We start from the raw sequence: 26,149 nt of genomic DNA on the forward strand, positions 1-26,149 counted from the left end.
AGGCGGGGCGGTGAAGCGCCTCGTGCTCATGGGTGGGGAGTGGCGTCGGCTCGCTCATGGGCGTCAGGGTAGGTTCTATTGAACGAAAGTCAACAGTCCCTGGGTCTCAGGAGGGGGAGCGTGGGCGTCCCTTCATGGGGGCGGAGTTCGGCCCTTTTCAACGCGAGCGCGCGCCATGCTAGACCGCCCGTTCAAATGCTGTGGCCAGGGTCGGCCGCGCGATGAAAGAGGATCTGACGAAGCCTGGGCGCACAACTTTCTTTGCCCATCGTAAGTCTGGGATGATCTTGAGCCCGCTGCTCATGGACTGCGGCGCCATCCCGAAGGTCCCCGGGTTTTCGGCGATATCGCCGCCGCGGGGAGCTGCCCCGACCTCACGGTCGAGGCCCTCACGAGCCTCGACTTCGCCAAGGAGTTCAAGATCTCGGCCGAGGCGGGCGCCAAGCTCAAGGCGGGCGTCATCGCCAGCATCGAGATCAAGGAGTTCGCCGGGAAGATCGACGCCGACCTCATGACCGCCTGCGGCGGCATCGCGAAGGACCTCGGCGACGCGACCGCGTTCAAGACCGGCGAAGAGGCCTGCAAGGCCGCCGCGAAGGCCATGGGCGACGTGAAGGGCAAGATCGGCGCGAACGCGAAGATCGCCCTCGTGGTGAAGGCGCCCGTCTGCCGCGCCGACGTCGGCGTCATGGCCGACTGCGCCGCCAAGTGCGACGCGAAGGTCTCCGGCGGCAGCGCGAAGGTGGAGTGCGAGCCCGGCAAGCTCTCGGGCTCCTGCGACGCGAAGTGCGAGGGCACCTGCGAGGTCGAGGCGGGCGCCAAGTGCGACGGCGAGTGCAGCGGCAAGTGCGACGCGGCCATGAAGGGCAGCTGCTCCGGCAACTGCACCGGCAAGTGCGACGGCAAGGACTCGAAGGGCGCGGCGTGCGCGGGCACCTGCGACGGCAAGTGCGACGCGAGCGTGCAGGGCGAGTGCAAGGGCAAGTGCGGCGGCAGCTGCAAGCTCAAGGCGGCCGCGAAGTGCGAAGGCACCTGCGGCGGCTCGTGCTCGGCCGAGATGAAGGCGCCGAAGTGCACCGGCGAGGTCAAGCCGCCGGAGATGAGCGCGGAGTGCAAGGGCCAGTGCGACGCCAAGGTGTCCGCCAAGGCCGAGTGCAGCCCGGCGCAGGTCGGCGTGGTCATCACCGGCGCGGCGGACGCGAAGGCGGCGGCGGACTTCAAGGCCACCATCGAGAAGAACCTCCCCATCGTCCTCAAGGTCGCCGTCGGCCTCGCCACCTCCGCGCCCAAGGTCGCGCTGAGCGGCAAGGCGGCGGTCGAGGGTGTTCAGGCGAGCATCAAGGACATTGCGGCCAGCGCGGGCGCGGCCCAGGGCGCGATGGTCACGGGTCGCCTCACGAACTGCTTCGCGGCTCCCTTCAAGGGCGCGATCGACGGCGCGGCGAGCATCCAGGCGAACGTGAGCGTCTCGGTCGACGTCAAGGCGAGCGCCTCGGCGAGCGGCGGCGGCAGCGCGGGCGCGAAGAAGTGAGCTGAAGCTCGGCCCTCCAGGGTCGTGGCGCGAGATCCGTGCAGTTTGCACGGGTCTCGCGTCGTTTTGTGGGGAGCGTGAAGCACCTCCGGGAAGGCCCATCGCGCGAGGCCACCTCGACCGCGCCTCGACCGGAATCGTTCGGCCGCGGACACGCCTCGCGACGTCCGTGACGGCACCCACCCGGCTCGTCGCCCCGCGAATCGCGCCGCCACGCTTACGGCACGAGCGCTGCAAAGGCCCTCGCATGCAGCCGGCGCCGAGGTGGCCTACGATGGGGAGCATGACGAGCGCTCCGCTCCGCCAAGAGGGCGTCACCTACGTCCGCGCCATCCGGCCGCTGCACTTCCCCGACAGCGATCCGGAGTGGGAGATGAGCGAGAGTCACCGCCACAAGCGCCTGTGCGAGCTGCTCTATCAGGTCCTCGCGGCGGTGCTTCCGGGCGACCACGCCTCGATCGGCGCGGATCAGTTCGTGTATTTCGATCCGCTGGACCCTCGTCGGAAGTGCGCGCCGGACGGGTTCGTGAAGCTGGGCGTGCCCGGCGAGTCGATCACCTCCTGGAAGACCTGGCAGAAGGGCGCGCCGGAGCTGTGCGTGGAGATCCTGAGCCCGTCGGACACGGAGGAGAAGCTCACGCTGCCCCAGAAGCTCGAGCGGTTCGCCGCGATGGGCGTGCTCGAGGTCGTGACGTTCGACGTCGACGCGAAGATCGGAGAGCGCATCCGGGCGTGGGAGTCGGTGAGGGGCGATCTGGTCGAGCGCGTGGTCCTGAACGAGCGCACGTACAGCGTGGTGCTGGGCAAGTGGTTCGTGGTCGCGCCGTACCTGGCCGAGGGGCGTCCCGCGCTCCAGCGCCTCGACGCGGCGCTGCGCCTCGCCGAGGACGCCGAAGGCCGAACGCTCGTGCCGACCCCCGACGAGCTCGAGCGTGCGCGCGCCGAAGAAGAGCGTGCGCGGGCGGAAGAGGAGCGTGCGCGGAAAGGGGCGGAAGAGGAGCGTGCGCGGGCCGAAGAAGACCATGCGCGGGCGGTGGCTCGCATCGACGAAGAGCGCGCGCGCGCCGACGCGGCGGAGGCCGAGCTGCTGAGGCTCCGCGCCGCGCTCGCCGAGCGATTCGGCTGAGCGCCACCACCGTCGTTTCTCGCCGCAGGGCCTTCCACGCGCCGAGCCACGAGCCGCCCACGGACACCCCTCGCGACGTCCGTGACGCCACCCGCCCGGCTCGTCGCCCGCGAATCGCGCCGCCCCGCGCACGGCACGGCCGCTGCAAAGGGCCCAGACATGCAGCCGGCGCGAAGGTGGCCTACGATGGAGAGCATGACGACCGCTCCGCTTCGCCAAGAGAAGGCGACGTACGTCCGCGCCATCCGGCCGCTGCACTTCCCCGACAGCGATCCGGAGTGGGAGATGAGCGAGAGTCACCGTCACAAGCGCCTGTGCGAGCTGCTCTATCAGGTACTCGCGGCGGTGCTCCCCGGCGAGCACGCCTCCATCGGCGCAGATCAATTCGTGTATTTCGATCCGCTGGACCCACGGCGGAAGTGTGCTCCAGACGGCTTTGTGAAGCTGGGCGTGCCCGGCGAGTCGATCACGTCCTGGAAGACCTGGCAGAAGGGCGCGCCGGAGCTGTGCGTGGAAATCCTGAGCCTGAGTGACACCGAGGAGAAGCTCACGCTCTCCCAGAAGCTCGACCGCTTCGCCGCGATGGGCGTGCTCGAGGTCGTCACCTTCGACGCCGACGCGAAGGTGGGGGAGCGCATCCGAGCGTGGGAGTCGGTGAAGGGCGATCTCGTCGAGCGCGTGGTGCAAGACGAGCGCACGTACAGCGTGGTGCTGGGCAAGTGGTTCGTGGTCGCGCCGTACCTGGCCGAGGGGCGCCCGGCGCTCCAGCGCCTCGAGGTGGCGCTGCGCCTCGCGGAGGACGCGGAGGGGACAGCGCTCGTCCGGACGTACGACGAGCTCGAGCGCGCTCGCGCCGACGAAGCGAAGGCTCGCGCCGACGAAGCGCGTGCGCGCGCGGACGCCGCAGAGGCCGAGCTCGCGAGGCTCCGCGCGGCGCTCGCCGAACGATCCGGCTGAGCGGCGCGCGCGTCGTCACGCCTCCACGAGCACTGTGCCGACGGAGCCCGGGGCCTCGATCTCACGGAACAGATCGGTGGGCGCGAGCCGCCCTACGACGTGGACCGCGCGCACGCCCTCGGCGATGGCCGCGAACGACTCCTCGAGCTTGGGGATCATGCCCTTCGTGACGACGCCCTCGGCGATGAGGCGGGCCTTGTCCGCCCGCGTGATCCGCGGGATCCGCGTGGCAGGATCGGCGAGGTCGCCCATGACTCCGGGCACGTCGGTCACGAGCACGAGCGCGGCCGCGTCGAGGAACACCGCCACGCGGTTCGCCACGACGTCGGCGTTGATGTTGTAGACTGCACCCGTCTCGTCGGCGCCGAGAGACGCGAGCACCGGGAGGTAGCCGGCCGACACGAGCGTCGCGAGGAGCTCCTCGCCGAGGCCGACCACGTCGCCCACGTGCCCGAAGTCGATGGGGTCGGGGCCGCCGCCCGCGACGACCCGCGGGGGGCGCTTGACCGCGCGCACGACGCACGAGCTCGCGCCGTGGAGCCCCACGGGGCGGGCCCCGGCGCGGACCAGCGCGGCGCACAGGTCGACGTTGACCTGGCCGGCCACAGTCATCTTCATGACGTCGAGGGTCGCCGCGTCGGTGATGCGCCGCCCGGCGACCACGTTCGGGGTCTGGCCGAGCTGCTTCTGGAGCTCGGTCGCCTGCGGGCCGCCGCCGTGCACCACGACCACCGGGCGCGTATGCGCGAGCTCCTTCAAGTCTCCGCAGATCGCCGAGAGGTAAGGCCCCTTGACCACCTCGCCGCCGAGCTTCACGACGACGGCGCGCCCCTTCTCGATCGCGGTCACGGGTACCCGCCGGGGTCCTCGAGCGAGAGCCGCTCGTCGAGGCCAAGCAGGAGGTTCATCGACTGGATCGCCTGCCCGGCGCCGCCCTTGATGAGGTTGTCGGTCGCGGCGAAGCACGCCACCACCGAGCGACCGGGCTCGGCCGTGTCGGCGCCGAGCTCGAAGCCGACCTCGGCGTAGTTCGTGCCGGACACCGCCACCACCTCGGGCAGGCGCTTCTGCGGCACGCGCACGAACGGCTCGTCGGCGTAGAGGTTCGTGTAGAGTGCACGCAAGACGTCCTTCGTGACGCCCGCCACGTGGGCGAAGCAGGTCACGAAGATGCCTCGCGAGAGCGGCGCGCTCACAGGCACGAAGCGGAGGGCCAGGTTCGTCGCGCCGGCCTCCTCGAGCGTCTGCACGACCTCGGGGATGTGCTGGTGGTCGAGCGGCTTGTACGTGCGAAGGTTCACGGCGCGCACCGGGTGGTGGGTGCCCGCGCTCGGCACGGCGCCGCTGCCCGAGGAGCCGGTGATGCCGACGACCTCCACCGGCCCGGTGAGCAGCCCGGCCCGCGCGAGGGGCAGGAGCGCGAGCTCGATCGTCGTCGCGAAGCACCCCGGCGACGCCACGTACCGCGCCTCGCGGATGCGGTCGCGATTGAGCTCGGGCAGGCCGTACACGAAGGTGCCCGCGAGCTTGTCGGGGCAGGGGTGCTCCGCGTGGTAATAGCGCTTGTAGACGGCCGGATCACGCAGGCGGAAGTCGCCCGAGAGGTCGACGATCTTCGCGCCCGACGCGAGCAGCTCGGGCATCTTGGTGGCCGCGACCTTGTGCGGGAGCCCGAGCAGCACCACGTCCATGTCGCGCGCCGCCTCGGCGGGCGTGAGGCCCTCGAACACGAGCGACGATCGACCCTCGAGGTTCGGGTGCGCCGCCGAGAGGGGCTCGCCCACGAGGTCGATCGACGCGACCCGCGCGAGCTCGACCTCCGGGTGGAGGAGGAGCCGTCGAATGAGCTCGCCGCCGCCGTAGCCACTTCCGCCGATGACGGCGGCCTTGAAGCGCTTTGTCATGGGCGCAGCCTACCGCAACTCGCGTCGCGCGGCGCTGCCCGGCCCGACATGGCGCAGGGAGGGGGGAGCGCGGCCGCCCACGCGCGCAAAACTGCTGTATTCCTGAGACGATGTCCTGCAGAGCTCGGAGCGCGCGCGCCCAGGTCCCGTGGACGCGGCGCGCCGCCGCCGCGTCCTCCGCGTTCGCCGTCGCGGTCGCGGTCGCGTCCGCGTTCGTGGCGCCGCTCGCGTGGGCCGACAGCACGCCGCCGCCGCCGACGAACACGCTGCCGATCCCCGCCGAGCCGCCGCCGAGGGCGCGGCCCATCCCGCTCGCGCTGGTGGTGTCCGGCGGCGTGTCGCTCGGCGCCTACGAGGCCGGGTTCCTCCACGAGCTCCTCGAGACCCTGAAGACCTCACCAGGCTTCGTCGAGCTGAAGGTGGCCACCGGGGCCTCGGCGGGCAGCATCAACAGCCTTCTCTCGCTGCTCACCGGGTGCTCGCCGAAGATCGACGACCCGCAGCAGGGGCCGCTCTTCCAGACCTGGTCGGACGTCGGCTTCCCCGGGCTCTACGATCCCAAGGGCACGACCGCGATCGCGCTCTTCTCCCGCGCGACCATGCGGGCGGTCACGACGCGCCTCGAGCAGCGCTTCTCCGCGGGGCTGCCCTCGTCGTGCGACGTGGTGCTCGGGGTCTCGACGACGCGGCTCGCGCCCCAGAAAGAGTCGCTCGCCGGCGATCCCGAGCTCCGCCTCGCCCGCACCGAGGAGCGCTTCGTGGTGCGCCTCCGAGGCGAAGGCGTGGGGCGCGCGCCGCGCACCGAGAACTACGTCGACGTGGGGTACGGCTTCCCGCAGGCGCTCCTGCCGCTGGAGGAAAACCCGACACCTTTCGCGGAGATCCGCGATCTGCTCTATGCGTCGAGCGCGTTCCCGTTCGCGTTCGAGCCCGTGCCCCTCGCGCACTGCATGACCGGCGGCGGGGGCGCGTGTACGCCGCGTTCGGCGAAGCGGACCCTCTTCGTCGACGGTGGCGTGTTCGACAACCAGCCCCTCGGCCTCGCCGCGCGGCTCATGAGCGACGGGCTCGGCGCGAGCGGGCCGCCCGGGCCCCGCGGCGAAGCGGCCGCGTTCGTGGCGCCCCTGCGACGGGGCGTGGGGGGCCTGCCGGACGACGCGCTCTTCGTGTACGTCGATCCCGAGATCACGAGCTACCCGGCGCTCCCGGAGGGCACGGTCGCCGAGAAGACCGTGAGCGCGCAGAGCCTCGTCACGCACTACCTCGGCATGTTCATCGAGTCGGCGCGCTCGTCCGAGCTCGTGTCGGTGCTCGAGGGTTCGCCCGGCCTGCGTGACAAGCTGGCGATCGCAGCCGCCGACGTGCCGCCGGTGAGCGGATCGCTCGCGTCGTTCTTCGGGTTCTTCGACAAGAACTTCCGAGTCTTCGATTTTTACCTTGGGATGCGCGCCGCCCGGCGCTTCGTCGACGACCGCCTCGCGCCTCGGGTCGCGCGCCGCTTCGGCCCGCGCGCCACGCTCGCCCCGCCGCCGCGGGGTGCCCACCACGAGCCGTACCGCTGCCTCCGCGCGGTGCTCGACGGCGAGGGGCGCCCCGAGGCCGCGTGCGCGGGGGTGTCGCTCGACCTTCGGGCCGCGCTGCAGACCTCCCTCGCGAGGCTCTACGACCGTTGCAAGGGCGCCCGCGAGGCCGGCGCCGCGGAGACCGGGGCGAACGCCTCCTGCGCGGCCGCCATGCGAGGCTCCGAGCCGCCTCAGGTGCCCGGCGTGCCCGCCGCGCCGCGGGGATTCTTCCGGCAGCGCCCGGGCGAGGCCGAGCTCCCGTACGTGGTGCGGCTCCTGTGCGCATACGGCTTCGTGTTCCGCGATCTCGGCGTCGACACGCCGGACGCGGCCCGCGTGGAGCGGGCGATCCACGAGCAGCTCCGCGAAGTGATCGACAGCTTCCGCAAGGCCCAACCCGAGGGCGGGGCGATCGTCGGGGCGCTCGGGCGCACGCTCATCGGGCAGCTCACGTACGTGCCCGCCACCGCGATCGCCCACGTTTCCATTGGCCCAGTGCTCGAGACCGGCATCAGCTTTCGGCTCGGCGCAGGCCCCACACGCTTCCTCCGCGGGGGGGCGGCGCTCGACTTCGGCGGGCTGTCGAGCTTCTCCGGTGGCGGCGGCGCGTACGTGACGGCGGCCCCCATGGCGGGCCTCGAGGCCGAGCTCCTGCCCATCTCGGGTCCGACGGTGCAGCCGCGCCTGGGCCTCCGCGGCGGCTACCTGTTCTCCAGCGTCGACTCCTTCGCGTCCTCGCGCTGCGAGCAGCCCGACAAGCGCGTCTGCTCGCGCCCGACGGTGCAGGCCTACGTCGCGGCGTCGCTCTTCGACCGGCTCCGCCTGCAGGTGGCGTTCGCGATGTTGCCGGCCTCGCGCGCAGGCGAAGACTTCTCGTGGTCGATCCAGCCGACCGGCGGTATCCAGCTGCTCTGGCCGTGAGCGCGCCACCCGCTTGCCGCTGGACTCACGTCTCTTCGATGCGTTCTGAATGAATAGAACGCAAGCCGCCTTCGCGCCGCCCGCCAAGAAATCGGTGCACACTGCCGTCATGCCTACCCACTCGGACGACGCCGTGAAATGGCTCGCGGAGCGCGAGGGCGCGATGCTCGATCGGCTCGCCGAGCTCGTCTCGCAGAACTCGTACACCGACAACGTCGAGGGCGGCCTCGCCGTGGGGCGTCTGCTCGAAGACACCTTCTCCGTCGAGGGGCTCGGGCTCTCGCGCGTCCCGTCGGCGCGCTTCGCCGACCACCTCGTGCTCTCGAGCCGGGGTGCTCCGGGCGTGGCCCCGCTCGCCCTCGTGGGGCACCTCGACACGGTGTTCCCGCCGGGCACGTTCGAGGGCTACCGCGACGACGGCGATCTCGCGCGTGGTCCGGGGGTGCTCGACATGAAGGGCGGGCTCGTGGTCGTCGCCTACGCGCTCCGCGCGCTCGCGGCCACGGCCGGGCTCGACGCGTTGCCTCCGCTGCGCGTCGTCATCGTGGCCGACGAAGAGGTGGGCTCACCCGAGGGGCAGGGGGTCATCCGCGAGGCCATCGCGGGCGCCTCGGGCTGCCTCGTGTTCGAGGCGGGGCGCAAGGGCGACCTCGTCATCACGCGGCGCAAGGGCACGGGCGGCATGACCGCGGTGGCGCGCGGCCGCGCGGCGCACGCGGGCGTTTCTCATCGAGAGGGCGCGAACGCGATTTGGGCGCTCGCGCGCTTCGTCGACGCCGCGCAGGGCCTCACCGACTACGCCCGCGGGCTCACGGTGAACGTGGGCAAGCTCACCGGCGGTCAAGGCAAGAACACGGTGCCCGACGAGGCCACGGCGCTCCTCGACCTCCGCTTCGAGAGCGCGGCCGACGGCGCCTGGCTCGAGCAGCGCCTCCGCGACGCCGCGCGTGTGGCCGCCGAGGGCGTGCCCGGCACCTCCGTGCAGCTCACCGGCGGGGTCTCCCGCCTGCCGCTCGAGCGCACGCCCGAGAGCGCCGTGCTCATGGATCGGTACCTCGAGGCGGCCCGCGCGGTGGGGCTCGGCGCGGGGGAGGCGCCGCTCATCGGTGGCGGCTCGGACGCGAGCACGGCCTTCGCGATGGGCATCGCCTCGATCGACGGGCTCGGCCCGCGGGGCGTCGGCTTTCACACGAAGGACGAGCAGATCGAGCGTGCGACGCTGGTCCGCAAGGCGCAAGCGCTCGCGAGGTTCCTGCTCGCGACGGTCCGCGCGTGAGCGCACCGCCGCCCGCCGCGGACCAGGCGTCGCCTCGCCGCGAGCACCCATGGCGCCGCGCGTGGCGCGTGTCCCATCGCGCGATGTCTAGCCGCTGGTCTCCCTTGTGGGTCGCGACGATGGGGCTCGCGGCGATCGCGTCGCTCGCGGGGTGCCCGCGCGAGGGCGAGGTCACGCCGCCCATCGCGGTGTCGCCCGGCGTCGCGGGGCGCATGGGTCTGCTCGCGCGGCGCGCGGGAGTGTCCGGCGAGCGGGCCGGCGGCGACGCGGGGCCGGAGTCCCGCGCGAGGGCCCACGTGATGGCGCGCGGCGAGGAGCTGCGGGGCACCAACGCGGTCGGGCGCCCCGGCGACATCGTGCTGGAGAACGACGAGGTCGTGTTCGTCATCGATCGCCTCGGCACGGGCGCGGGCTTCGCCGAGTCGGGCGGAAACATCGTCGACGCGGCCGACGCGAAGGTGCGAAAAGACGAGCTAGGACAACTGTTTAGCTACTTCGGTCGGTTCCCGCGCCAGGGCGTCTACGACCGGCTCACGTTCCGCGAGGAGTCCGACGGCGGCGCGCTCGTGGAGGCTCGCGGCCACGAGCTCACCGAGCCGAAGCTCGCGGTGGTGACCACCTACCACCTCGCGGGGAGCGATCGCGCGCTGCTCCTGCGCACCGACGTGACCAACACCGGCAACACGCCCGTCACGCTCCCCGGGGTCGGCGACGCCATCCAGTGGGGCTTCGCCGAGAAGCTCGCGCCCGGCAAGGAGCGAGGCTTCCGGGGCAAGTCGAGCGGCTCGTTCATCGGCGGCGTGGGCCGCGAGACCAGCTACGCCATCACCTCCACCGAGGGCCGCATCGACGCGGTGAGCGGCGAGTCGTGGAGCGACACGGTGCAGGAGGCGAACGTCACGCTCCCGCCCGGCGTCACCAAGACCTACGACCGCGTCTTCCTGGTCGGTGCGCGCGGAGACACGGCGAGCCTGGTGGCCGAGCTCGCGAAGAGCGGCGGCGCGCAGGTCGGCGCGCTGCGCGTGGCGCTGCACGCGGCCTCGTGCGCGGGGCCTCCGGTGGCGGCGCCGCTCGGCGCGAGGGTCTCGGTGCGCGCGCCCGACGGCCACGAGGTGGCCACGCTCGCGGCCACCGGCGCGGCCGTGCTCGAGGGGGAGCTTCCGCCGGGCAAGTACCTGGTCACGTACGCTGGGGGCGCAGGGCGACGCGGGGTCGGCCCCGAGGTCGGAGTGACCGTGGTCGCGGGCCGCGTGGCCGAGGCCGAGATCGCGGTCAGCGAGCCCGGCGCGCTGTCGTTCACGTGCGAGGACGCGACCACGGGCGCGAGCCTGCCGTGCAAGGCCACGCTCACGGGAGAGGACCGCACGCCCACGCCCGACCTCGGCGTGCGCCACCAGGCCGGGCCCGCCAGGAACCGCGTGACGACCGAGACCGGCCGAGCGGAGGTCGCGCTCGCCCCGGGCACCTACACCCTGACGCTCTCGCGCGGGCCCGAGTACACCGCCCCCACGGCGCGCGTCGTCGTGAGCCCCGGCGCCACCGCGACCGTCAACGGCAAGCTCGCGCGCGTGGTCGACACCGCCGGGTACCTCGCGTGCGATCTGCACCAGCACTCGATGCTCGGGGCCGACGCGCCGGTCGCGCAGCGCGACCGCGTGATCTCGAACGCCGTCGAGGGCGTCGAGCTCGCGATGACGACCGAGCACAACCTCGTGGCCGATCTCTCGGGGGTCGTGCGGGACCTCGCGCTCTCGGCCTACTTGGTCCACGTGCCTGGCGACGAGGTGACCACCGACGCGCAGGTGACCCCCTTCGGACACCTCAACGTGTTCCCGCTCGCGGTCGACGCGACGAAGCCGCGCGGCGGGGCGTTCGCGGTGCGCGGCAAGTCGGCCACGGAGGTGATCCAAGAGGCCCGCGCGCGCGGCCCGGTCGTCGTCCAGGTGAACCACCCGCGCTCCGGCAACAACGGGTATTTCGATCGACTCAAGTTCGATCCTGCGAAGGGTCGCGGCGAGGCGCCCGGATACGCGGAGGAGTTCGACGCCGTCGAGGTGTGGAATGGGCGCGATCTCGGGCAACGGGCGCGCTGCATCGACGACTACTTCGCGCTCCTGCGCACGTCTCATCCGGTCACGCCCACGGCCAACACCGACACCCACGGAATCGTCGGGCAAGAGCCCGGCTACCCGCGCACGCTCGTCCGCGCGCGCGACGGCGACCTCGCGGGGTGGGACGCGGGCCGCACCTCCGAGATCGTGACGCAGCTCCGCGCAGGCCGCGACGTGGTGCTGACGAACGGGCCGTTCCTGCGTGTGACCGTCGAGGGCAAGTCGCCGGGGGAGGTCGCGCGCGTCCCCGCGAGCCGGGTCGTCGCCGTGAAGGTGCACGTCGAGGCGCCGACATGGGTCGATGTGCGTACGGTCTCCCTCCGCAGCGCGCGGGTCGAGGCCGGGCCCTCGGTCGACCTCCGCCAGGCGAAGGACGCGGCGGGCAACCTCGCCTTCCGCTGCGACGCCGCGGGGCGCTGCCGCGGTGACGTCACGCTGCGGCTCCGCGTCGAGGCCGACGACGCGGTCGCGGTCTTCGCCACCGGAGAGCGCGAGCTGCGCGAGGTGATGGACGGCGAGGGCCCGGAGCTGCGCCCGTTCGCCATGACGAGCGCGGTGTTCCTCGACGCCGACGGCGACGATCGCGCGCTCGGCGTGCGGGCGCGCTGACCCGATTCCGCTCGCCAGGCAGGGGATTCTCGGCCCATCCTGTCGGGATGAAGCGACCCCTGCTCTTGTCGTACGCCGCGTGTGGGACCTGCAAGAAGGCGCGCAAGTGGCTCTCCGAGCGCGGCATCGAGGTCGACGTGCGCGCCATCGTGGACGATCCCCCGCGCCCCAGCGAGCTCGACGCGTGGCTGCCCGCGAGCGGCCTGCCCGCGAGCAAGTGGCTCAACACGAGCGGCGCCTCGTACCGCGAGCTCGGCGGGAAGGCCACGTTCGACGGCGCGAGCGACGAGCGCATCGCCGCGATGCTCGCGGGCGACGGCAAGCTCGTGAAGCGGCCTGTGCTCGTCGACGAGGTCGCCGGGCTCGTCGTGCTCGTGGGCTTCTCCGAGGCGGCCTACTCGGCCCATTTCGAGCCCCCCGCCACGCTGAGGTCGGGGAAGGCGCCCTCCGCCGCCTCGCCCAAGCCGGTCGCCCCCAGCGGCGCGGCCGCGACCGCGAAGAAGCCTGCGAAGAACCCCGCGAAGAAGGCGGCCAGCGCGACCCCCGAGAGCCCAGCGACCCCCGCGAAGAAGCCCGCGAAGAAGCCCGCGAAGAGGGTGCCCTGATTTTCCCTTGCGGAGTGCGGGCTCCGAGGTCTATGGTCCGCCCGCTTTCGCAGAAACGCGACGGCGGATCGGGGCGTAGCGCAGCCTGGTTAGCGCACTAGACTGGGGGTCTAGGGGTCGGAGGTTCGAATCCTCTCGCCCCGACAGAGGTTCGGAAGGCGAAAGCCTCCGAGCCTTTTTCGGTTTACAGGGGTCGCGGTTTGCGGGGTCGGCCGACGGGCCGCGGCCGCCAGACGTGGGGGCCCCGAGCGCCCTGCCCAGGCGCCTCAGCGCCTGAGGCTCCGGTCGATCGGGCTCGTCGGTGGCCCTACGCTCCGGGCGTGCGAAGGCGCTTCACCGCCTGCGTGACGTCCTTGCCGTTCGCGTCGACGCCCGCGGCCTTGAGCGCCTTCATGGCGAGCCCCGTGGCGGCCCCGTCGTTGGGCGCGGCCACGAGCGCCTCACGCTCCGCGGCGAGCTTCGCGACCAGGTCGTCGACCGACAGGGTGGCCGGCATCAGCGAGCGGAGCACGGTGAGCTCGGCCTCGAGCGTCGCCCGGGTCGCCGCGTCGGAGGTCTGCGCGAGGGTCTCGGTGATCGACTTGGCGAGCTTGCGCACGACGGCGAGCGCGGCGGCGTCGCTCGCGGCGGGGTCGATCGGCCCGGACTCCCGGGACTCGGCGGTCTGGATGTCGCCCAGCGCCACGCGCAGGACCTCCTTCTCGACGACGTCACCGCTCTTCATGGCCTGCTTGATGCGACGGGCGATCTCTTCTCGGAGCATGCGCGCATCATGCGGCCGAACGCCGCCCGCGTCGACGCGCGAGGAGGCCTCGCGCAAAAGTGAGCGCGCGCTCGCCACTTCGGGGTAGGGTCTCCGCCGAACCGCGTATCGAGGAGCTGCCCGTGAGCGTCACACCGAACGATCTTCGTAAGATTCCGCTCTTCTCCGACATCTCGGACGCGCACCTCATCGAGCTGCTCGCGAGCCTCACCCGCAAGACCTACGCGAAGGGCCACGTGCTCTTCAAAGAGGGCGATCTGCCGGACAGGTTCCTCCTGCTCGTCCGCGGCTCGGTGAGCCTCACCGAGAGCCAGGCGCCCCGCTTCGTGCTGCACCCCATCGCGCCCATCGGCGAGCTCGGATCGCTCACGGGCATCCCTCGGAGCAGCACCGCCGTCGCGCAGACCGAGATCGAGGTCTTGGCCGTCGGCGTCGCCGACCTCCGCGCGTTCTTCGAGCGGCGCGCCGAGATCGCCTTCCCGTTCTACAAGAACCTCCTCGCCGTCGTGACCGAGAAGGTCGTGCGCGATCGCCGCCGCCTCGAGGAGATCCGGGGCAACGTCATCCGCACGCAGAAGGCGATGAAGAAGCTCCGCGAGGTCGTGCTGCACGCGCCCGAGACGGCCATCTCGAAGCCGGTGTGCGACATGCTCGACGAGCACATCGAGCAGAACCGCAGGGCCCACTACCGCGTCGCCCCGGTCGAGGGGCTCCCCGCGCGCCTTCGCCTGAAGGACCGCACGGAGCTCGCGATCGTCGACCTCTCGGACGCTTACCTGAAGGTCGACGCCCCGAAGACCCAGGTCGCCCCCGACGGCGATCTCGTGGCCGTGCTGGTGCTGCCTTCCACCGAGATTTTGGTGTCTGGCAAGGTTCACCGCGCCGGCAAGGACGGCGTCGTCGTGAAGCTCGACGTGCTGGCAGACGAGTACCACGCCGCGCTCGAAGACTACGTGACGCGCCTGCAGATGCTCGACTTCGTGGTCTGAAGTGCGGCGCCGCGGCCTCGCTGCGCTCCAGTCCCGACAGTAAGATCTGCTCTATTTTTGGTGGCGCGGAGGGGCTCGGTGGAGTGGGCGCGCGCCTGCGCCCACCCCCCCTGAGCACTCGCGCTCACGCCGCCTCTAGCCGCAGCCTCCAGCCGCCGCGCCGCCAGCGCCACCAGAAGAGCCCCGCCGAGACCGCGGTCTCGGCGACGAACCCGAGCCACCCCCCCAGCGCCCCGAGCTCGAGCCGCTTGCCGAGCACGTACGCGGCGGTGGGGATGAACGCCCACGTCGCGAAGAGCCCGATCGCCGCCACGCCCGCGACGTCCTTCGCGCCGCGCAGCGCCCCGCGCAGCACGATGTTCGCCGCGTCGAGGAGCTGGAAGACCGAGGCGACCCAGAGCAGGCGAGTGGCGACGACGACCACACGCTCGTCCGGCGAGAAGAACCGCGCGAGCGAGCCGCCGAAGACCGCGAAGCCGATCCCGCAGAGCGACATGAACGCCATCGCCACGCCCAGGCCGGCGCGGGTCGCGGCGTCGGCGCGGTCCACGCGTCGCTCGCCGAGGGCCCTGCCGACGAGGACGCTCGTCGCCTCGGAGACGGCGATCCCGGGGAGGAACGAGACGCGGATCGTCGAGAGCGCGATTTGGTGGGCGGCGATCTCGTGGGCGCCGAGCGAGCCGAGCACCGCCGTGAAGGTGGTGAACGCGAGCAGCTCGCCGGCGAACTGGAGGCCGGTCGGAGCGCCGAGCGAGGCGACCTCACGCAGCGCGACGCCGAACGCGAGCGGCGCGATCGCGCGCGACTTCGCGGCGCTGCGGCGGGCGCGGGCCTCGTCGCGCACGAGCAGCGCGCCGAGCAGCGCGAGCTCCGAGGTCTTCGTGATCGCGGTCGCGTAGCCAGCGCCCGCGACGCCGAGCGCGGGCAGCCCGAGCTTGCCGTACACGAGCGACACCGCGAGGGTCGCGTTCAGCGCGTTGGCCGCGATCCCCACGATCATCGTGAGGCGCACGTGCCCCATCCCCTGGCGATGTTGGATCAGCGCCGCGCTCGCGCACGTGGCGGGCGCGCCAAAGGCGAGCGCGCGGAGGAAGTCGGTGGCGTAGGGGAGCAGCGCGTCGTTCGCCCCGACGAGGTGCAGCAGCGGGCCCGGGTGGCGCATGACCGCGGCCACGCCGAACCCGTACACGAGCCCCATCAGCACGCCGGCCCGCGCGTACGCGAACCCCTTGTTGGGCGCGCCCTCTCCGATGGCGTGGCTCGCGCGCACCTTGACCGCGCGCATCGCGCCCCAGGCGAAGGCGTAGAGCGCGTACATGAGGGTGGTGGCGAGGCCCACTCCGCCCAACGCGGAGGCGCCTAGGCCGCCAGTGATCTTGGTGTCGACGAGGCCGAGGGCGGTCTCGCCGAGCATGGCGGCGGCGATCGGCCACGCGAGCGTCAGGAGCTCACGGACCGCATCACGCGCGCGAATGGCGCCGCGCGGCGAGGGCGAGGGAGTCGGTCGCTTGCCGTTGCCGCGTGGACGGGCGGAAGCGACCCGCCGTCTTTTCCTGTAGTATGCACGATTCTTCACGACGCACTCCTCGCGAGCTCCTTGGGGCCTGGCCGAACCGGCCTCCTCCTTGAGCTCGCGGGTGCGAGGGGAACCGGTGAGTCAGCGCTGGACGCGCTTGCACGCGACCTGCGGTCGGCACGTGAAAGCGGAGCGGGACATCACCATGGGAATGTCATGACAGCGCGGACGCGCTGCGTCAAGCGCGCGCCCCAAGAAAACGCGAGGCGACCGGTCGACCTCCGTCAGGCGCGAGGCGGCGAGCGAAACCGGTAGACCTGCGCGGGCTTGGACGACGTGAGTCGCTTGCCACGCGCGTGCTCGAGCACGCCGTCGTCGAGCATGCGGAGGAAGCGCTTCCGGAAGTTGCCGGGGTCGAGCGCGGTGCCCTTGACCACCTCGTGCACGGCCCGGAGCTGCTGGACGGTGAAGGTGTCGGGCACGAGCTCGAACGCGAGGTGCGAGCGGTCGATCTCTTCGCGGACGCGCGCCAGGGCGCAGGCGACGATCGCGTCGTGGTCGAAGGCGAGCTGCTCGCCCTGCGTCGCCTCCGCCAGCGACTGCCAGCGGACCTTGTGCACGTCGCCGCCGGGCCGCACGAGCGGGGCGAGCGTGGGGCGCACGAGCGCGTAATACGCGACGCTGATGACGCGCATCCGCGGATCGCGGCCGGGCGCGCCGAACGTGTGGAGCTGCGCGAGGTAGATCGCGCCCTCCGGCAGGCCGGTCTCCTCGTGCAGCTCGCGCCGCGCGGCCTCGTCGACGCCCTCTCCCTGCTGCTCGCGAGAGGGCCCGACCCTCACGAACCCGCCCGGCAGCGCCCATCGCCCCTTGAACGGGGGCTCGTTGCGCTGCACGGTGAGCAGCTTCAGATCGCAGTCGTCGACCGTGAGCACGACGAGATCGACCGCGACGGAGGGCCGCGGGAAGTCGGCGGGCTGGTAGCTCTCGAGGAACCGGGCTTCGTCCTCGTCGCGGGCGGCCATCGGCGGAGAGCCTACCACGACCTCACAGGCCCGTGCACGACGCGGGCCTCACGGCCCGAAGAACCCGCCCATCGGCACGCCGGCGCGCGCTCGGCTCATGCGCAGCGTCGACTGGCTCACCATCTGGAACAGCGCGCGAATGCTGGACGCCGTCGCCTGCGCGCTCACCGCGACCGAGCCCCGCGGGAAGCCCATTTTCCTGGCCACCTCGTGGAAGTCGACGTCGGCGCCGACGCCCACGAACGCGAGCTGGAAGGTCTCGGTCGCGAGGACGTCTCGGGCGAGCGCGTGGCAGTGCGATGCCCGCCTACGCGAGCCGCAGTCTTCGCCGTCGGTGAGCACCACGACGATGCTCCGCGTGGGCGTCCCCGCGGCGCGGAGCCGCTCCGCGTAGGCCACGTTCGCGAGGACACCGTCGCAGAACGTGTCGTAGAGCTTGGTGCCGCCGAGGCCGCGGTAGTTGCTCGGGTCGAGCCGCGTCGCGTCGGTGACCGGGACGTACGAGTGGACGACCCGCGCCTCGTCGTTGAACGTCCACAGGGCGAGCACCACGGAGTCGCGCTCACGTGCGTCGACGAAGGCGCTCACGAGCTCGCCGTAGCCCCGCATGACGGCGTCCTCGAGGCCGCGGGTGTGGATGCTCGTCGAGGCGTCGACCAGCACCGTGACGAGGGTCACGTCGGAGGCCACGAGGTCCTCGGCGTCCACGCCGGCGGCCCCGGCGATCACGATCTGCCCAAGGTCGCCACCAAGGGCGGAGGTCTGGGCGGCGACGGTCGCCTGGCTCAAGGTGCCCGACGCGGCGGCCTGGCCGAGGAGCTTCGAGAGATCGGAGGAGTGGCTCATGGGAGTCCTTTCGCTTCAATGGGTGTATACTGCATGTGAATGGGGCGAGCGCGCCGGGGCGGAGACCGCGCCGCGGTCACTCAGGCTCTCTGTCCGGCTTTCGAGGGGCGCGACGTCGGCGCCGCGCGGCGGTCAGATCACGATGGGGTCGGTGGTCTTGACGATGCGCATACCGGCGGCGCGCAGCTCGTCGAGCCCGGCCTCGGCGATGCGGGGAAAGTCGAGCTCGGCCGGCAGGGGGGAGAGCGGCGGCGCGGGCACCGGGCTCATCGCGTCCTCGAGGACGTACACCTTGTCCATGAGCGAGCGGTCGGTGGCCTCGATGTGGGTGCGCATGTCGCGCAAGGTCGAGAGCACGCAGTGGCTCTTCGCTTGGCCAAACACGTACACGCGGTCGTATTCCATGAGCATCTTGAAGAAGGCGGCGTTGAACGTGCCGACGCTCCGACCGCCGAGCTCGAGCACCTCGGGCGACATGACCGAGTAGTTCTCCGTGAGCGCGTGGGTGCCCTTGGTCTCGAAGTGGGTCTGCTGGCGGCGCGCGACGGAGTGAAAGATCGCCGCCTCCATGAGCGCCGGCACGAGCGCGTGAGAGAGCCCGCCGAGGAGCGTATGATACGGCCAGATCGTGAGCACGTATTTGCCCTGCTCGGCGAGCCGCCGCGTGTACTCGAGCGACTCGCGAGGGTGGGCGACCGGCTGCCACTTCCCCGCGCGCACGTCGTCGTGCGTGATGACCGAGAAGGGCGCCGGATGGCGACCGTCGGCGTCAACCCACCAGGAGGGGTGGAAGATCTGAAAGACGCGGTGGGTGTCGAGCGAGAAGTGGAGCCCGGTCACGAGGTGGAGATTCCCGTAGAGCCACCGCAGGGTCCGCCGGGTGTCGTCCACCGCGCCGGGCACGAACAGGCTCGCGCCGGGGACGCAGAAGCCAACCTGGCAGTCGATGCCGAAGGCGGCGATCCGGAACGTGTCGCGCGTGGCCGGGGTCACGTTGTGGGCCTGCGCGTACGCGGTGGCCTCCTCGGCGACGAGGGCGGCGCGCTCCAGTACGAGCTCCGAGACGCCACCGGGACGGGCGGGATCGTAGAACGAGGGGAAGGGGAGCATGGGTCGGGTCCTTTCTGCGGGATGGCCCGCGAGGGGTCGTGGGCGTGGTCAAGGGAAGGGTCAGGAGAGCGCGAGCCGCACGATACGTGTGAAGTGCACGGCGTAGAGAGCTCCGCGCGCGTCGACGTGGAGCTCGGGGGCGCCGTCGAGCCACGGGGTGATCTCGGGGAACGAGCGCACCTCCCGCAGCGCGCCGGACACCGGCCCGTAGAGCCGCACGCCCTGGGCGGAGGGCACGGCGAGCAGACCGCGGGCGAGGGCGCCACTTCGGGCCTCGGCGAGCAGCGGCGACGAGTCCGCCGGGCCGGAGGCGGAGGCGAGGAGGCGGCCGCCGCGTTCGAACATATGCAATATGCAGATAGTTTCGCGGCCGTCGTCGAGGGCGAGGCCGAAGAGCACGTGGGCGTCGTCGAAGTGAGCGAACGCGTCGACCGTGCGCCCCTCGAGCGCCGGGAGCTCCACCTGCCGTAGGCCGCCCGACGTGGGCGAGAAGAGGAAGCCGAGCGCGACGCGCCCAGCGCGGTAGAAGGCGAAGGCCTGGTGCTCGCCCGAGAAGACGCGAGTCCGCCCCGCGAACACGGCCCCCACGCGGGTGCCCGCGCGGACGCGCTCGAGCCACCCGTCGCGGACGCGGAGCGCCTCGCCGGCGCCTGTGGTGGCGAACGCCTCTCGCGCGAGCGGATCGCCCCCGCCGATTCGCTCGACCGTCCCGTCGTGGCCGTGGCGGACCGCCGCCTCCGCGGTGACCACCCAGGTCGCGCGCGGCTCGAGCTCGATCCTCGCGAGCGGCGGAGGCTCGGGCAGCGAGAAGCCGCCCTCGCGCACGAGCCGGCCGGCTCGCGCGAACGCGAAGAGGAGCGCGCCGCCCACGACGCGCGCCGCGACGACGCCCTCTCCTTCGTGTAAGATGCACGCATCGACGCGCTCTCGCGCGCGCGGTCCGGCGCTCGGGGTGGCGCCGCTTGATCGTGTGCAGGCCGGGCAGGCGCGCCGCGCGTGCTCCGCGCCGCAGCCCGCGCAGCGTGAGAAGCGCGCGCCGGCGAGCGCGGGCGGCGGGGCGACGCAGCGATCGCGCTCGAACACGCCCTCGAAGTAGTCGAGCCACGCGTCGTCGAGCGAGTCGGGTCGCGCGGCGACGCGCGGGCGCGCCACGTCGTGGCGGAGCGCGGACACCCTCGCCGCGGCGCGGCGCGCGAGCGTGGCGTGCGACGCGTGCACGCCGCCGTAGGGGTGCATGAAGAGGAGCGCCTCGAACGCCAGCACGGCGAGCGCGTAGAAGTCCGTGCGTGGCGAAAAGCACGGCGCCTTGGCCAGATCGCGGCCGTAGAGCGAGGGGTGCACGTACCGCTCGTGCGCCACAGGGCAGCCGAACGCGCCGTGCTGCATCGAGTCGGCGTCGATGAGGTGGGTCTCGAGCGCCTCCGGCGCGCGGCTCAGCAGCACGTTCCCCGAGTTCAGGTCGCCCACGACCACGCCGCGCGCGTGGAGCGTCGCCAGCAGCGCAGCCGCAGAGAGCACCCACCGCGCGACGTCGTCGCCGGTGACGTGCTCGCGCTCGCGGAAGCGGCGGTCGCCGAGCCGCCCGGCGTCGAACGCGCCGTCGACGAGCCGCATCGCGTACCCGCTGAGCTCGCCGGTGCGCGGATCACGCGCCAGCCGTCGTGGCGCGACGACCTGCCGTGGAAGCCCCGGCGGGAAGGCCGCGAGCCTCCGGGCGCGGGCGCGTGAGGGAGCGAAGAAGACCTTCACGGCCTCGGCCCCGAGGCGGTACACGCGGCCCTCGCCCCCCTCGCCGAGGAGCGCGTCGTCCCCCAGCGTGACCGGCGCGCTGGCGCCGTCGAGCAGCACGGTGACCGGCGCCGTCGCGGACGCGCTCACGACGCCCTCGCCACGATCGCGACGGCCACGTCGTCCATGAACACGCCCTCGTGGCTGAGGGCGCGCAGGCGTCGCTCGAGCCACGATGGGTGCCGCGCACCGACCGCCCCGTCGCGGAGCGCCGCGAGCGGATCTTCGTCGGGGGCGCCGGTGCCGAGCAGCGGGAAGAGGCCGTCGGTCGCGATGAGCAGGGACTGCAGCTCGACCGCCGGCCGATCGAAGAGCACCGTAGGCCCACCGTGGGGGAGACCGAGGAGCCCATACCCCGGGTAATCGGGCGCGTTGCCTTCGCCCGGCAGCACGGCGCCCCGCTCGTCGTTGTACGCCGCGAGCCCGTCACCCTGGGCCAGCACCGCCACGCGCTCCGACGTGACGAACGCGCACACGAAGGAGAACAGGAACATCGACGCGACCGCCTCGTCGCGCGCGCCGTCGGCGTCGAGGGCGTCGACCACCGAGGCGAGGAACCCCTGGAGGTCCTCTCCGAGGCGCCGCGCGAGGTCCCTCGGGGCCACGGACGCGAGCGCACGCGGGCCGTGCGAAGCGAGCCAGGTCGCGGCGAGCCGGGCCCCGACCTCGGACCCCGGGGCGCTGCCGCATCCGTCCGTGACAGCGAGGCCGAGCCCGGCCGGGCCTCGCCACACGGCCAGCCCGTCCTGCCCGTCGCGCAGCGCGCGCCGGTGCTCGCGCCCCTGAATCCGCCCGCAGTGGAGTTCATACAACCGTGAAAGAGTCATATGTACTTGTTGTGGCGTGGGCGAACGGAAGTCAAGGCGCCTCGCGTCGCTTTTGCGAGCCGTCGGCGCCGGCTGAAGTCTCGGCGCGGGCGAGCTCAGCGCGTGATGGGCGGCATGGCTACGCGGACGAGGATCCCGTCCTGCGCGCTGGTGAACCACGAGGACCCGACGCCGCAGTGAGTGCAGCTGAGGCGGTACGCGCGCGTGCCGTCGATCGAGAGCGCGACGTTGGCGCCGTCGGCAGGACACACCGTGGGCGCACCCGCGCGGTAGCTGGCCCACAGCCGCTCGACCTCCGCCTCGGTATACTGGGGTGCGCTCATCGCGTTCTGCTCCGATGTTCGTGAAGATCCCGCCTCGGGGGCACTCGGCCGAGGAGCATAGTACGGCCCGTCCCCCGGTGGGGAGCGGCCGCGCGGGTCCTCGCGCTTTTGTGGCGACGCTCGCTTAGCCAAGGCTTCCGCCGGAGCCTCCGGCTCTGTAATGTTCGCCCGATGCCACACGGAGAGCGGAGGGGCCGAAAGGTGCTGGTGGTCGGCGCGACCGGGCGCCTCGGCGTCGCGATCGCGCTCGGGCTCGCGCGGCGGGGCGATCTGCCCGTGCTCACCGCCCGGGATCCGGCCAAACTGGCCAGCTTGGCGGACCTCCTGGCTGCCGAGGTCCCTGGCCCTCCCGCGCCCACCGTGTGCGCGGATCTATCCCGGCCCAACGCGGTGGACGACATCGTGGCCGGGCTCCGCGCGGGTGTGGGAACGGTGGACGACGTCGTGCTCGCGTGCGGCCCATTCCCGCGCACGCCGTTCGAGGCCCTCTGCCGCGAGGACCTCGAGCGGACGCTCACCGTGCACGCCGTCGCGCCGCTCCTGCTCGTGCACGCGCTCGCGCAGGATCTCGCGACCGCGCAGGGCGCCGTGGTCGCGCTCGGCGACGCGGGCACCACGAGGCCGTATACGAACCACGTCGCCTATCTCACGGCGAAGGGCGCGGTGCGCACCGGGCTGCAGGCGCTGGCCGTCGAGCTGGCGCCCGCGGTGAGGGTCAACCTGGTTCAGCTCGGCATCGTCGCCGATCCCGAGGCGGACGCCGATCCTACGAGGCATCACCGGCTCGCGACGAGGTCGCTCCTCGGTCGGTTCGGCACGCCCGAAGAGGTCGTGCACGTCGTGCTCTCCCTGCTCGACGCTACCTGGGCGACGGGCGAGGTGTGGGGCGTCGGCCGGTAGTCGAGCTCGGGATCGCCCGTCACGTCGACCCCGAGCGTCACGAGCGCGCCCTCGACCTCACTCCGCCGCGCGAGCCGAACGCGCTCTAGTCGCGGCCGTCGAACCGGGGGATGTAGAAGCCGTCGCGCTCGGCCTCCGCCTCCTCGCGCTCGGTCTTGGGATCGCGCGCGGCGTCCAGGACCGCTTGTTGCGGGGGCGGGCCGCTAGGAAACCAGATGGGTCGCATCAGGTTGCCGTAGGGCAGGCGCCGCTCGCGCGCCCGCTCGGCGGAGAGCGGCACGGGGATGCCCATCGGCGTGCCGTTCCAGTTCACGGCGTCGTACGGCAGGGGCACGTAGGGTTGCGCGCACTCGGCCACGCCGTCGGGCCTGCGCCGGTACACGTCGAAGGCCGCGAGGCGGTACTCGAAGCAGTAGTGTTCGAGGAGCCAGCGACCAGGCTTCGCGTAGGCGCGCATGGGCCTCGCCATCATCACGCTGCCCGCGTCGACCACGATCTCGGGGCGTTCGCGGTCGAGGTCGGCGAGCAGGGCCTCGACGCTGCCCGGCACGATCCGGGAGCGCTCGAGCTCGAGGCGGTCCCAGAACCAGGGCACGAACCCCGTGACGTAGGTCTCGAAGACGAACCGCCCCGCGGGCCTGCGGTGCGCGTACTGGTAGATCCACGGGGAGAAGCCCCACACGAAGATGCGATCTTCCGGCTTCGTGCCGGCGGCGATGAGCTTGCCGCACAGCTGCGGGGTCCTGTCGTGGGTCACCCGGCCGTCGACGCGCTCGCCGAACACCGTGCTCAGCCCAGACGCGAAGATGAGCATCCCGAACGCCCCGATCGCGAGGCGGTTGAAGGCCGCGCGGTGTCGCAGGCGCTCTGCCGAGGGGCCCAGCATGGCCCCCGCGGCCAGCGCCAAGAACGGCAGCGACTGCACGAAGTAGTGGGGGAAAAAGCGGTACATGGCCGACGCCGACAGCACCGCGAGCGCGAGGTTCGCGACCAGGTAGCGCCGCACACCAAAGCCCCGGAGCACGGGCCAGGCGACGCGCGCCTGCATGGCGCGCACGAGGCGCCGCGCGCCGCTAGGGATCGCCGCGCTCGCGATGCCGAGGAGGAGTAGGAAGTAGCCGGTCTGCTCGGTGAGGCGGAGGAAGAACGGGGTGAGGAGCGGGAAGAGCTTCCGCGTCGGCCGGAGGTGGACGTCGCGGTTGTAGACCACCGTGTAGTAGTAAAGCTCCTTGAGCGTTCCCTCGTGGGCCGCGTGCGCGATGAAGAGGGCGGGGAGCAGGGCGGTGCTCGCGGTGATGATGCCGAGGTCGGTGAGCCACTGCTTGGCCGGTTGCCGGTTGCGCCGGGCGCTCGCCAGGAGCCATACGCAGAGCGCGACGGGGTGGAGCGCCGCGCTCTGCTTGATCGCGACCGCGATCCCGAAGAGCAGCCCGGACCCCGCGAGGAGCCACCGCCTGAGGTCCGCCGCGCGTGGGCTGGGCTGAAGCGCGAGCGCGCCGAGCAGACACCCGAACGTGAGGGGTGGGAGCTGGAGAGACTCGCCGTGGAGCGCCAGCCCGTCGAATGGGGGCACACCGAACGCGAGCGCGTACGCCATCACGAACGTGGCGATGAGCACACCCGCGCGCGGCAGGAACGCCCGCGCGAACAGGTACACCGCGTAGAGGTTCAGCAGCGCCACGCCGAGGGCCCACAGGCGAAGCGCCCGGAGGTTGTCCCACCCGTGGAGCCACGCGACGAGCGTGTACACGTAGTACATCAGCGGGCCGCGCTGGCTCACGGCGCCGACGTAGAGCTTGTGCCCGTCCAGGATGCGGCTCGCGAGCGCGCCCGCGTAGGCCTCGTCCACGTTGGCGAACGTGCCATAGGCGACGAGCGGGCTGTGCACGGCAGCGATGCTCGCGACGCCCCCGAACAGCGCCAACCGCTCGGACCAGTGAGCCTGGCGGTCAGCCATCGCCCGGCCTCTCCCGTGCGTCTCGCGGGGCTCGCACGCGCATGGGATGCGGCGGAGGGAGGCGCAGGCGCGGGGATGCGCTCTCTAGGGCGATCGGCGACACGCCGCGGAATCTAGAGCACGCCTCGCGAATCGCGAACCCGATTCGCGAGACCTGGGCCAAACGTCGCCCCGAGCCGGCCGCCGGACCCCTCCGCGACGGGAACCTCGGCAGGCGCGCGGCGCTCTCGCTCAGTTCTTGCCCTTGCGCTGAAGCTGGTTGCGCGCGGCGTTCGCGACCGCGCCCGCGACGTCCTTGCTCTTCGCGACGTTGCGCAGATCGCTCTCGCGCAGGTGCGTGACCCACTGCGACGCGAAGGCGAACGGGGTGCGCGGGTTCGCGACCAGGGCGTACTTGATGGCGTAGGAGCGGGTGTAGTCGCGGTTCATGGCGATGATGCGGAGCACGTCTTCGGACACGTTCCGCATGCCCGCGATGCGCTGGATCTCGCTCTCGGTGATGCTCGGCGACTTGACGGCGGCCACGGAAACGAGCGGGTTCGGATCGCGCACACCGAGCATACGAACGGCGGCCGCGTCGAGCGTGCCCTCGAAGTCGGGGTTGTCGCGCTTGTACGAGTCGACGCCGAGCTGCAGCAGGCGGATCTTCGCGGGCGGGCGCATCTCGGCCCAGATGCCGTTCAGGGCCTTCGCCTTCTGCGTGACCTCCTCCTTGCCCGTCTCGTCGACGACGTGGGTGTCTTCGTCGGGGGCGAGCTGGGTCGTGGCGGCGAGGCCGTGCAGCTCGTCGAACTGGTCGTCGTCGAACGTGCGCTCCTCGGTCGCCTCGGCGACGAGCTCCTTCGCGATGGCCGCCGCGGCCTCGCGGAACGCGGGGATTCCCGGGAGGTCGATTTTGTTGCGAACCGCGAGCTCGATGATGCGGTCGGCGGTCGACATGCGCGTCGACTTGTTCAGGTAGAGCTTCTCGATGATCGTCGGGTTCGCGAGCAGGCGCTCTTCGTTCGTGGCGATGAGCTCGGCGACGCCCTCGCTCGCCACGGCGGCGAGCTCCGCGACCGTCTCGTTCGCGAGCGAGCGGTGCTGGAGAAACTGGCCGATGAAATTGAAGTCCCCGGCGTAGGTGAGCGTCAGGCGATCGAGCACCCAGGGGTGCAGATCGCCCGCCAGCGCGCCGGTGATGAGCGGCTTCGGCAGCTTGCCGAAGGTCTCGGACGCGGTGGTGGCCGTGGGCCCGTCGCCTTGCGCGAGGAGCGCGATGACCGTGACGATCTCGCCGGGCCGCAGGCCGGGCACCACGCCCTTCGCGGCCATCTGCTTGAGCGGCGCGGGCCCCGCGGGGTCGAGGATCTTCTGCGCGGGGCCGGGGAGTGAGGAAATGTCGACGGGCTCAATCACGCCCGCGAGAGTAGCAGATGCGGGCGCGTGCCATCACCCCCGTGACGCGCCGAAAGGCCACGAAAAGTCGTGCGTTTTCGCGGGCGCAGGCGCGTCGGAGGCGAA

21 protein-coding genes and 1 tRNA gene are annotated in these 26,149 nt (G+C 72.1%); 10 read left to right on the plus strand and 12 right to left on the minus strand.

Translation table 11 applies throughout. The features are described from left to right. Nucleotides 1-511: 511 nt before the first annotated feature. From IPQ09_23955 to IPQ09_23965, 3 genes are all read left to right on the plus strand, one after another. Nucleotides 512-1,531 (plus strand): hypothetical protein, encoded by a 1,020-nt coding sequence (locus IPQ09_23955; GenBank protein MBL0197225.1) that lies wholly within the window; start codon nucleotides 512-514, stop codon nucleotides 1,529-1,531. A 373-nt stretch (nucleotides 1,532-1,904) separates the two neighbouring features. Then, nucleotides 1,905-2,657 carry a Uma2 family endonuclease gene (locus IPQ09_23960; GenBank protein MBL0197226.1) on the plus strand — a complete coding sequence of 251 codons (753 nt, stop codon included), beginning with the start codon at nucleotides 1,905-1,907 and terminating at the stop codon, nucleotides 2,655-2,657. 195 nt (nucleotides 2,658-2,852) lie between these two features. Further along, nucleotides 2,853-3,614 carry a Uma2 family endonuclease gene (locus tag IPQ09_23965; protein ID MBL0197227.1) on the plus strand — a complete coding sequence of 254 codons (762 nt, stop codon included), beginning with the start codon at nucleotides 2,853-2,855 and terminating at the stop codon, nucleotides 3,612-3,614. Nucleotides 3,615-3,629: 15 nt separating this feature from the next. Here IPQ09_23965 and argB read toward each other — a convergent pair whose 3' ends face one another. Together argB and argC are read right to left on the minus strand one after the other, a co-directional pair. Next, the gene (argB, locus tag IPQ09_23970) at nucleotides 3,630-4,454 is read right to left on the minus strand and encodes an acetylglutamate kinase (GenBank protein ID MBL0197228.1); all 825 of its coding nucleotides are present in this window, start codon (nucleotides 4,452-4,454) and stop codon (nucleotides 3,630-3,632) included. Between the two features lie 5 nt (nucleotides 4,455-4,459). Further along, nucleotides 4,460-5,518, minus strand: a complete 1,059-nt coding sequence (gene argC / locus IPQ09_23975; GenBank protein ID MBL0197229.1) for an N-acetyl-gamma-glutamyl-phosphate reductase — start codon at nucleotides 5,516-5,518, stop codon at nucleotides 4,460-4,462. Nucleotides 5,519-5,628: 110 nt separating this feature from the next. On the opposite strand from argC, the gene IPQ09_23980 reads away from it, so the two are divergent. The 5 genes from IPQ09_23980 to IPQ09_24000 all read left to right on the plus strand — a co-directional run bounded on the left by IPQ09_23980 (nucleotide 5,629) and on the right by IPQ09_24000 (nucleotide 12,746). Continuing rightward, nucleotides 5,629-8,001 carry a patatin-like phospholipase family protein gene (locus IPQ09_23980; protein ID MBL0197230.1) on the plus strand — a complete coding sequence of 791 codons (2,373 nt, stop codon included), beginning with the start codon at nucleotides 5,629-5,631 and terminating at the stop codon, nucleotides 7,999-8,001. Nucleotides 8,002-8,110: 109 nt separating this feature from the next. Further along, the gene (locus tag IPQ09_23985; protein ID MBL0197231.1) at nucleotides 8,111-9,277 is read left to right on the plus strand and encodes a M20 family metallopeptidase; all 1,167 of its coding nucleotides are present in this window, start codon (nucleotides 8,111-8,113) and stop codon (nucleotides 9,275-9,277) included. A gap of 83 nt (nucleotides 9,278-9,360) precedes the next feature. Continuing rightward, a complete protein-coding gene (locus IPQ09_23990) occupies nucleotides 9,361-11,997 on the plus strand; it encodes a CehA/McbA family metallohydrolase (GenBank protein MBL0197232.1) in 2,637 nt (878 codons plus the stop codon). A gap of 47 nt (nucleotides 11,998-12,044) precedes the next feature. Then, nucleotides 12,045-12,602: a Spx/MgsR family RNA polymerase-binding regulatory protein gene (locus tag IPQ09_23995; protein ID MBL0197233.1), complete on the plus strand. Its 558-nt coding sequence runs from the start codon at nucleotides 12,045-12,047 to the stop codon at nucleotides 12,600-12,602. 69 nt (nucleotides 12,603-12,671) lie between these two features. Next, nucleotides 12,672-12,746: transfer RNA gene (locus tag IPQ09_24000), tRNA-Pro, on the plus strand. Nucleotides 12,747-12,909: 163 nt separating this feature from the next. On the opposite strand, the gene IPQ09_24005 is transcribed toward IPQ09_24000, so the two are convergent. Beyond that, complete coding sequence (locus IPQ09_24005) at nucleotides 12,910-13,365, minus strand: GatB/YqeY domain-containing protein (GenBank protein ID MBL0197234.1); 456 nt, start codon at nucleotides 13,363-13,365, stop codon at nucleotides 12,910-12,912. 122 nt (nucleotides 13,366-13,487) lie between these two features. On the opposite strand from IPQ09_24005, the gene IPQ09_24010 reads away from it, so the two are divergent. After that, the gene (locus IPQ09_24010) at nucleotides 13,488-14,354 is read left to right on the plus strand and encodes a cyclic nucleotide-binding domain-containing protein (GenBank protein MBL0197235.1); all 867 of its coding nucleotides are present in this window, start codon (nucleotides 13,488-13,490) and stop codon (nucleotides 14,352-14,354) included. A 124-nt stretch (nucleotides 14,355-14,478) separates the two neighbouring features. Here IPQ09_24010 and IPQ09_24015 read toward each other — a convergent pair whose 3' ends face one another. The 7 genes from IPQ09_24015 to IPQ09_24045 form a co-directional block, all read right to left on the minus strand. Further along, nucleotides 14,479-15,930 (minus strand): MATE family efflux transporter, encoded by a 1,452-nt coding sequence (locus IPQ09_24015; GenBank protein ID MBL0197236.1) that lies wholly within the window; start codon nucleotides 15,928-15,930, stop codon nucleotides 14,479-14,481. Between the two features lie 224 nt (nucleotides 15,931-16,154). Continuing rightward, the gene (locus IPQ09_24020) at nucleotides 16,155-16,895 is read right to left on the minus strand and encodes an NUDIX hydrolase (GenBank protein ID MBL0197237.1); all 741 of its coding nucleotides are present in this window, start codon (nucleotides 16,893-16,895) and stop codon (nucleotides 16,155-16,157) included. A gap of 48 nt (nucleotides 16,896-16,943) precedes the next feature. After that, complete coding sequence (locus tag IPQ09_24025) at nucleotides 16,944-17,741, minus strand: VWA domain-containing protein (protein ID MBL0197238.1); 798 nt, start codon at nucleotides 17,739-17,741, stop codon at nucleotides 16,944-16,946. A gap of 132 nt (nucleotides 17,742-17,873) precedes the next feature. After that, complete coding sequence (locus tag IPQ09_24030; GenBank protein ID MBL0197239.1) at nucleotides 17,874-18,851, minus strand: nicotinamidase; 978 nt, start codon at nucleotides 18,849-18,851, stop codon at nucleotides 17,874-17,876. 60 nt (nucleotides 18,852-18,911) lie between these two features. After that, nucleotides 18,912-20,729: a hypothetical protein gene (locus tag IPQ09_24035; protein MBL0197240.1), complete on the minus strand. Its 1,818-nt coding sequence runs from the start codon at nucleotides 20,727-20,729 to the stop codon at nucleotides 18,912-18,914. Then, the gene (locus IPQ09_24040) at nucleotides 20,726-21,451 is read right to left on the minus strand and encodes a protein phosphatase 2C domain-containing protein (protein MBL0197241.1); all 726 of its coding nucleotides are present in this window, start codon (nucleotides 21,449-21,451) and stop codon (nucleotides 20,726-20,728) included. The genes IPQ09_24035 and IPQ09_24040 overlap by 4 nt, the downstream gene beginning before the upstream one ends. A 110-nt stretch (nucleotides 21,452-21,561) precedes the next feature. Beyond that, nucleotides 21,562-21,789 (minus strand): hypothetical protein, encoded by a 228-nt coding sequence (locus IPQ09_24045; protein ID MBL0197242.1) that lies wholly within the window; start codon nucleotides 21,787-21,789, stop codon nucleotides 21,562-21,564. A gap of 171 nt (nucleotides 21,790-21,960) precedes the next feature. On the opposite strand from IPQ09_24045, the gene IPQ09_24050 reads away from it, so the two are divergent. After that, on the plus strand, nucleotides 21,961-22,689 hold the full coding sequence (locus tag IPQ09_24050; GenBank protein MBL0197243.1) for an SDR family oxidoreductase: 729 nt from the start codon (nucleotides 21,961-21,963) through the stop codon (nucleotides 22,687-22,689). A gap of 85 nt (nucleotides 22,690-22,774) precedes the next feature. On the opposite strand, the gene IPQ09_24055 is transcribed toward IPQ09_24050, so the two are convergent. Together IPQ09_24055 and IPQ09_24060 are read right to left on the minus strand one after the other, a co-directional pair. After that, entirely contained in the window at nucleotides 22,775-24,646 is a 1,872-nt protein-coding gene (locus IPQ09_24055; GenBank protein ID MBL0197244.1) for a glycosyltransferase family 39 protein, read from the minus strand. Nucleotides 24,647-24,877: 231 nt separating this feature from the next. Further along, nucleotides 24,878-26,044 carry a hypothetical protein gene (locus IPQ09_24060; GenBank protein MBL0197245.1) on the minus strand — a complete coding sequence of 389 codons (1,167 nt, stop codon included), beginning with the start codon at nucleotides 26,042-26,044 and terminating at the stop codon, nucleotides 24,878-24,880. Nucleotides 26,045-26,149: the final 105 nt, after the last annotated feature.

Source organism: Myxococcales bacterium, from assembly GCA_016720545.1.
Taxonomy (GTDB): domain Bacteria; phylum Myxococcota_A; class Polyangia; order Polyangiales; family Polyangiaceae; genus JAAFHV01.

Coding starts and splice junctions, on each gene's coding strand:
- IPQ09_23990 (MBL0197232.1), top strand. CDS start 9,361: ATGTCTAGCCGCTGGTCTCCCTTGTGGGTCGCGACGATGGGGCTCGCG.
- IPQ09_23980 (MBL0197230.1), top strand. CDS start 5,629: ATGTCCTGCAGAGCTCGGAGCGCGCGCGCCCAGGTCCCGTGGACGCGG.
- IPQ09_23960 (MBL0197226.1), top strand. CDS start 1,905: ATGAGCGAGAGTCACCGCCACAAGCGCCTGTGCGAGCTGCTCTATCAG.
- IPQ09_23985 (MBL0197231.1), top strand. CDS start 8,111: ATGCCTACCCACTCGGACGACGCCGTGAAATGGCTCGCGGAGCGCGAG.
- IPQ09_24045 (MBL0197242.1), bottom strand. CDS start 21,789: ATGAGCGCACCCCAGTATACCGAGGCGGAGGTCGAGCGGCTGTGGGCC.
- IPQ09_23955 (MBL0197225.1), top strand. CDS start 512: ATGACCGCCTGCGGCGGCATCGCGAAGGACCTCGGCGACGCGACCGCG.
- IPQ09_24005 (MBL0197234.1), bottom strand. CDS start 13,365: ATGCTCCGAGAAGAGATCGCCCGTCGCATCAAGCAGGCCATGAAGAGC.
- IPQ09_23995 (MBL0197233.1), top strand. CDS start 12,045: ATGAAGCGACCCCTGCTCTTGTCGTACGCCGCGTGTGGGACCTGCAAG.
- IPQ09_24020 (MBL0197237.1), bottom strand. CDS start 16,895: ATGGCCGCCCGCGACGAGGACGAAGCCCGGTTCCTCGAGAGCTACCAG.
- IPQ09_24055 (MBL0197244.1), bottom strand. CDS start 24,646: ATGGCTGACCGCCAGGCTCACTGGTCCGAGCGGTTGGCGCTGTTCGGG.
- IPQ09_24025 (MBL0197238.1), bottom strand. CDS start 17,741: ATGAGCCACTCCTCCGATCTCTCGAAGCTCCTCGGCCAGGCCGCCGCG.
- argC (MBL0197229.1), bottom strand. CDS start 5,518: ATGACAAAGCGCTTCAAGGCCGCCGTCATCGGCGGAAGTGGCTACGGC.
- IPQ09_24050 (MBL0197243.1), top strand. CDS start 21,961: ATGCCACACGGAGAGCGGAGGGGCCGAAAGGTGCTGGTGGTCGGCGCG.
- IPQ09_24030 (MBL0197239.1), bottom strand. CDS start 18,851: ATGCTCCCCTTCCCCTCGTTCTACGATCCCGCCCGTCCCGGTGGCGTC.
- IPQ09_23965 (MBL0197227.1), top strand. CDS start 2,853: ATGACGACCGCTCCGCTTCGCCAAGAGAAGGCGACGTACGTCCGCGCC.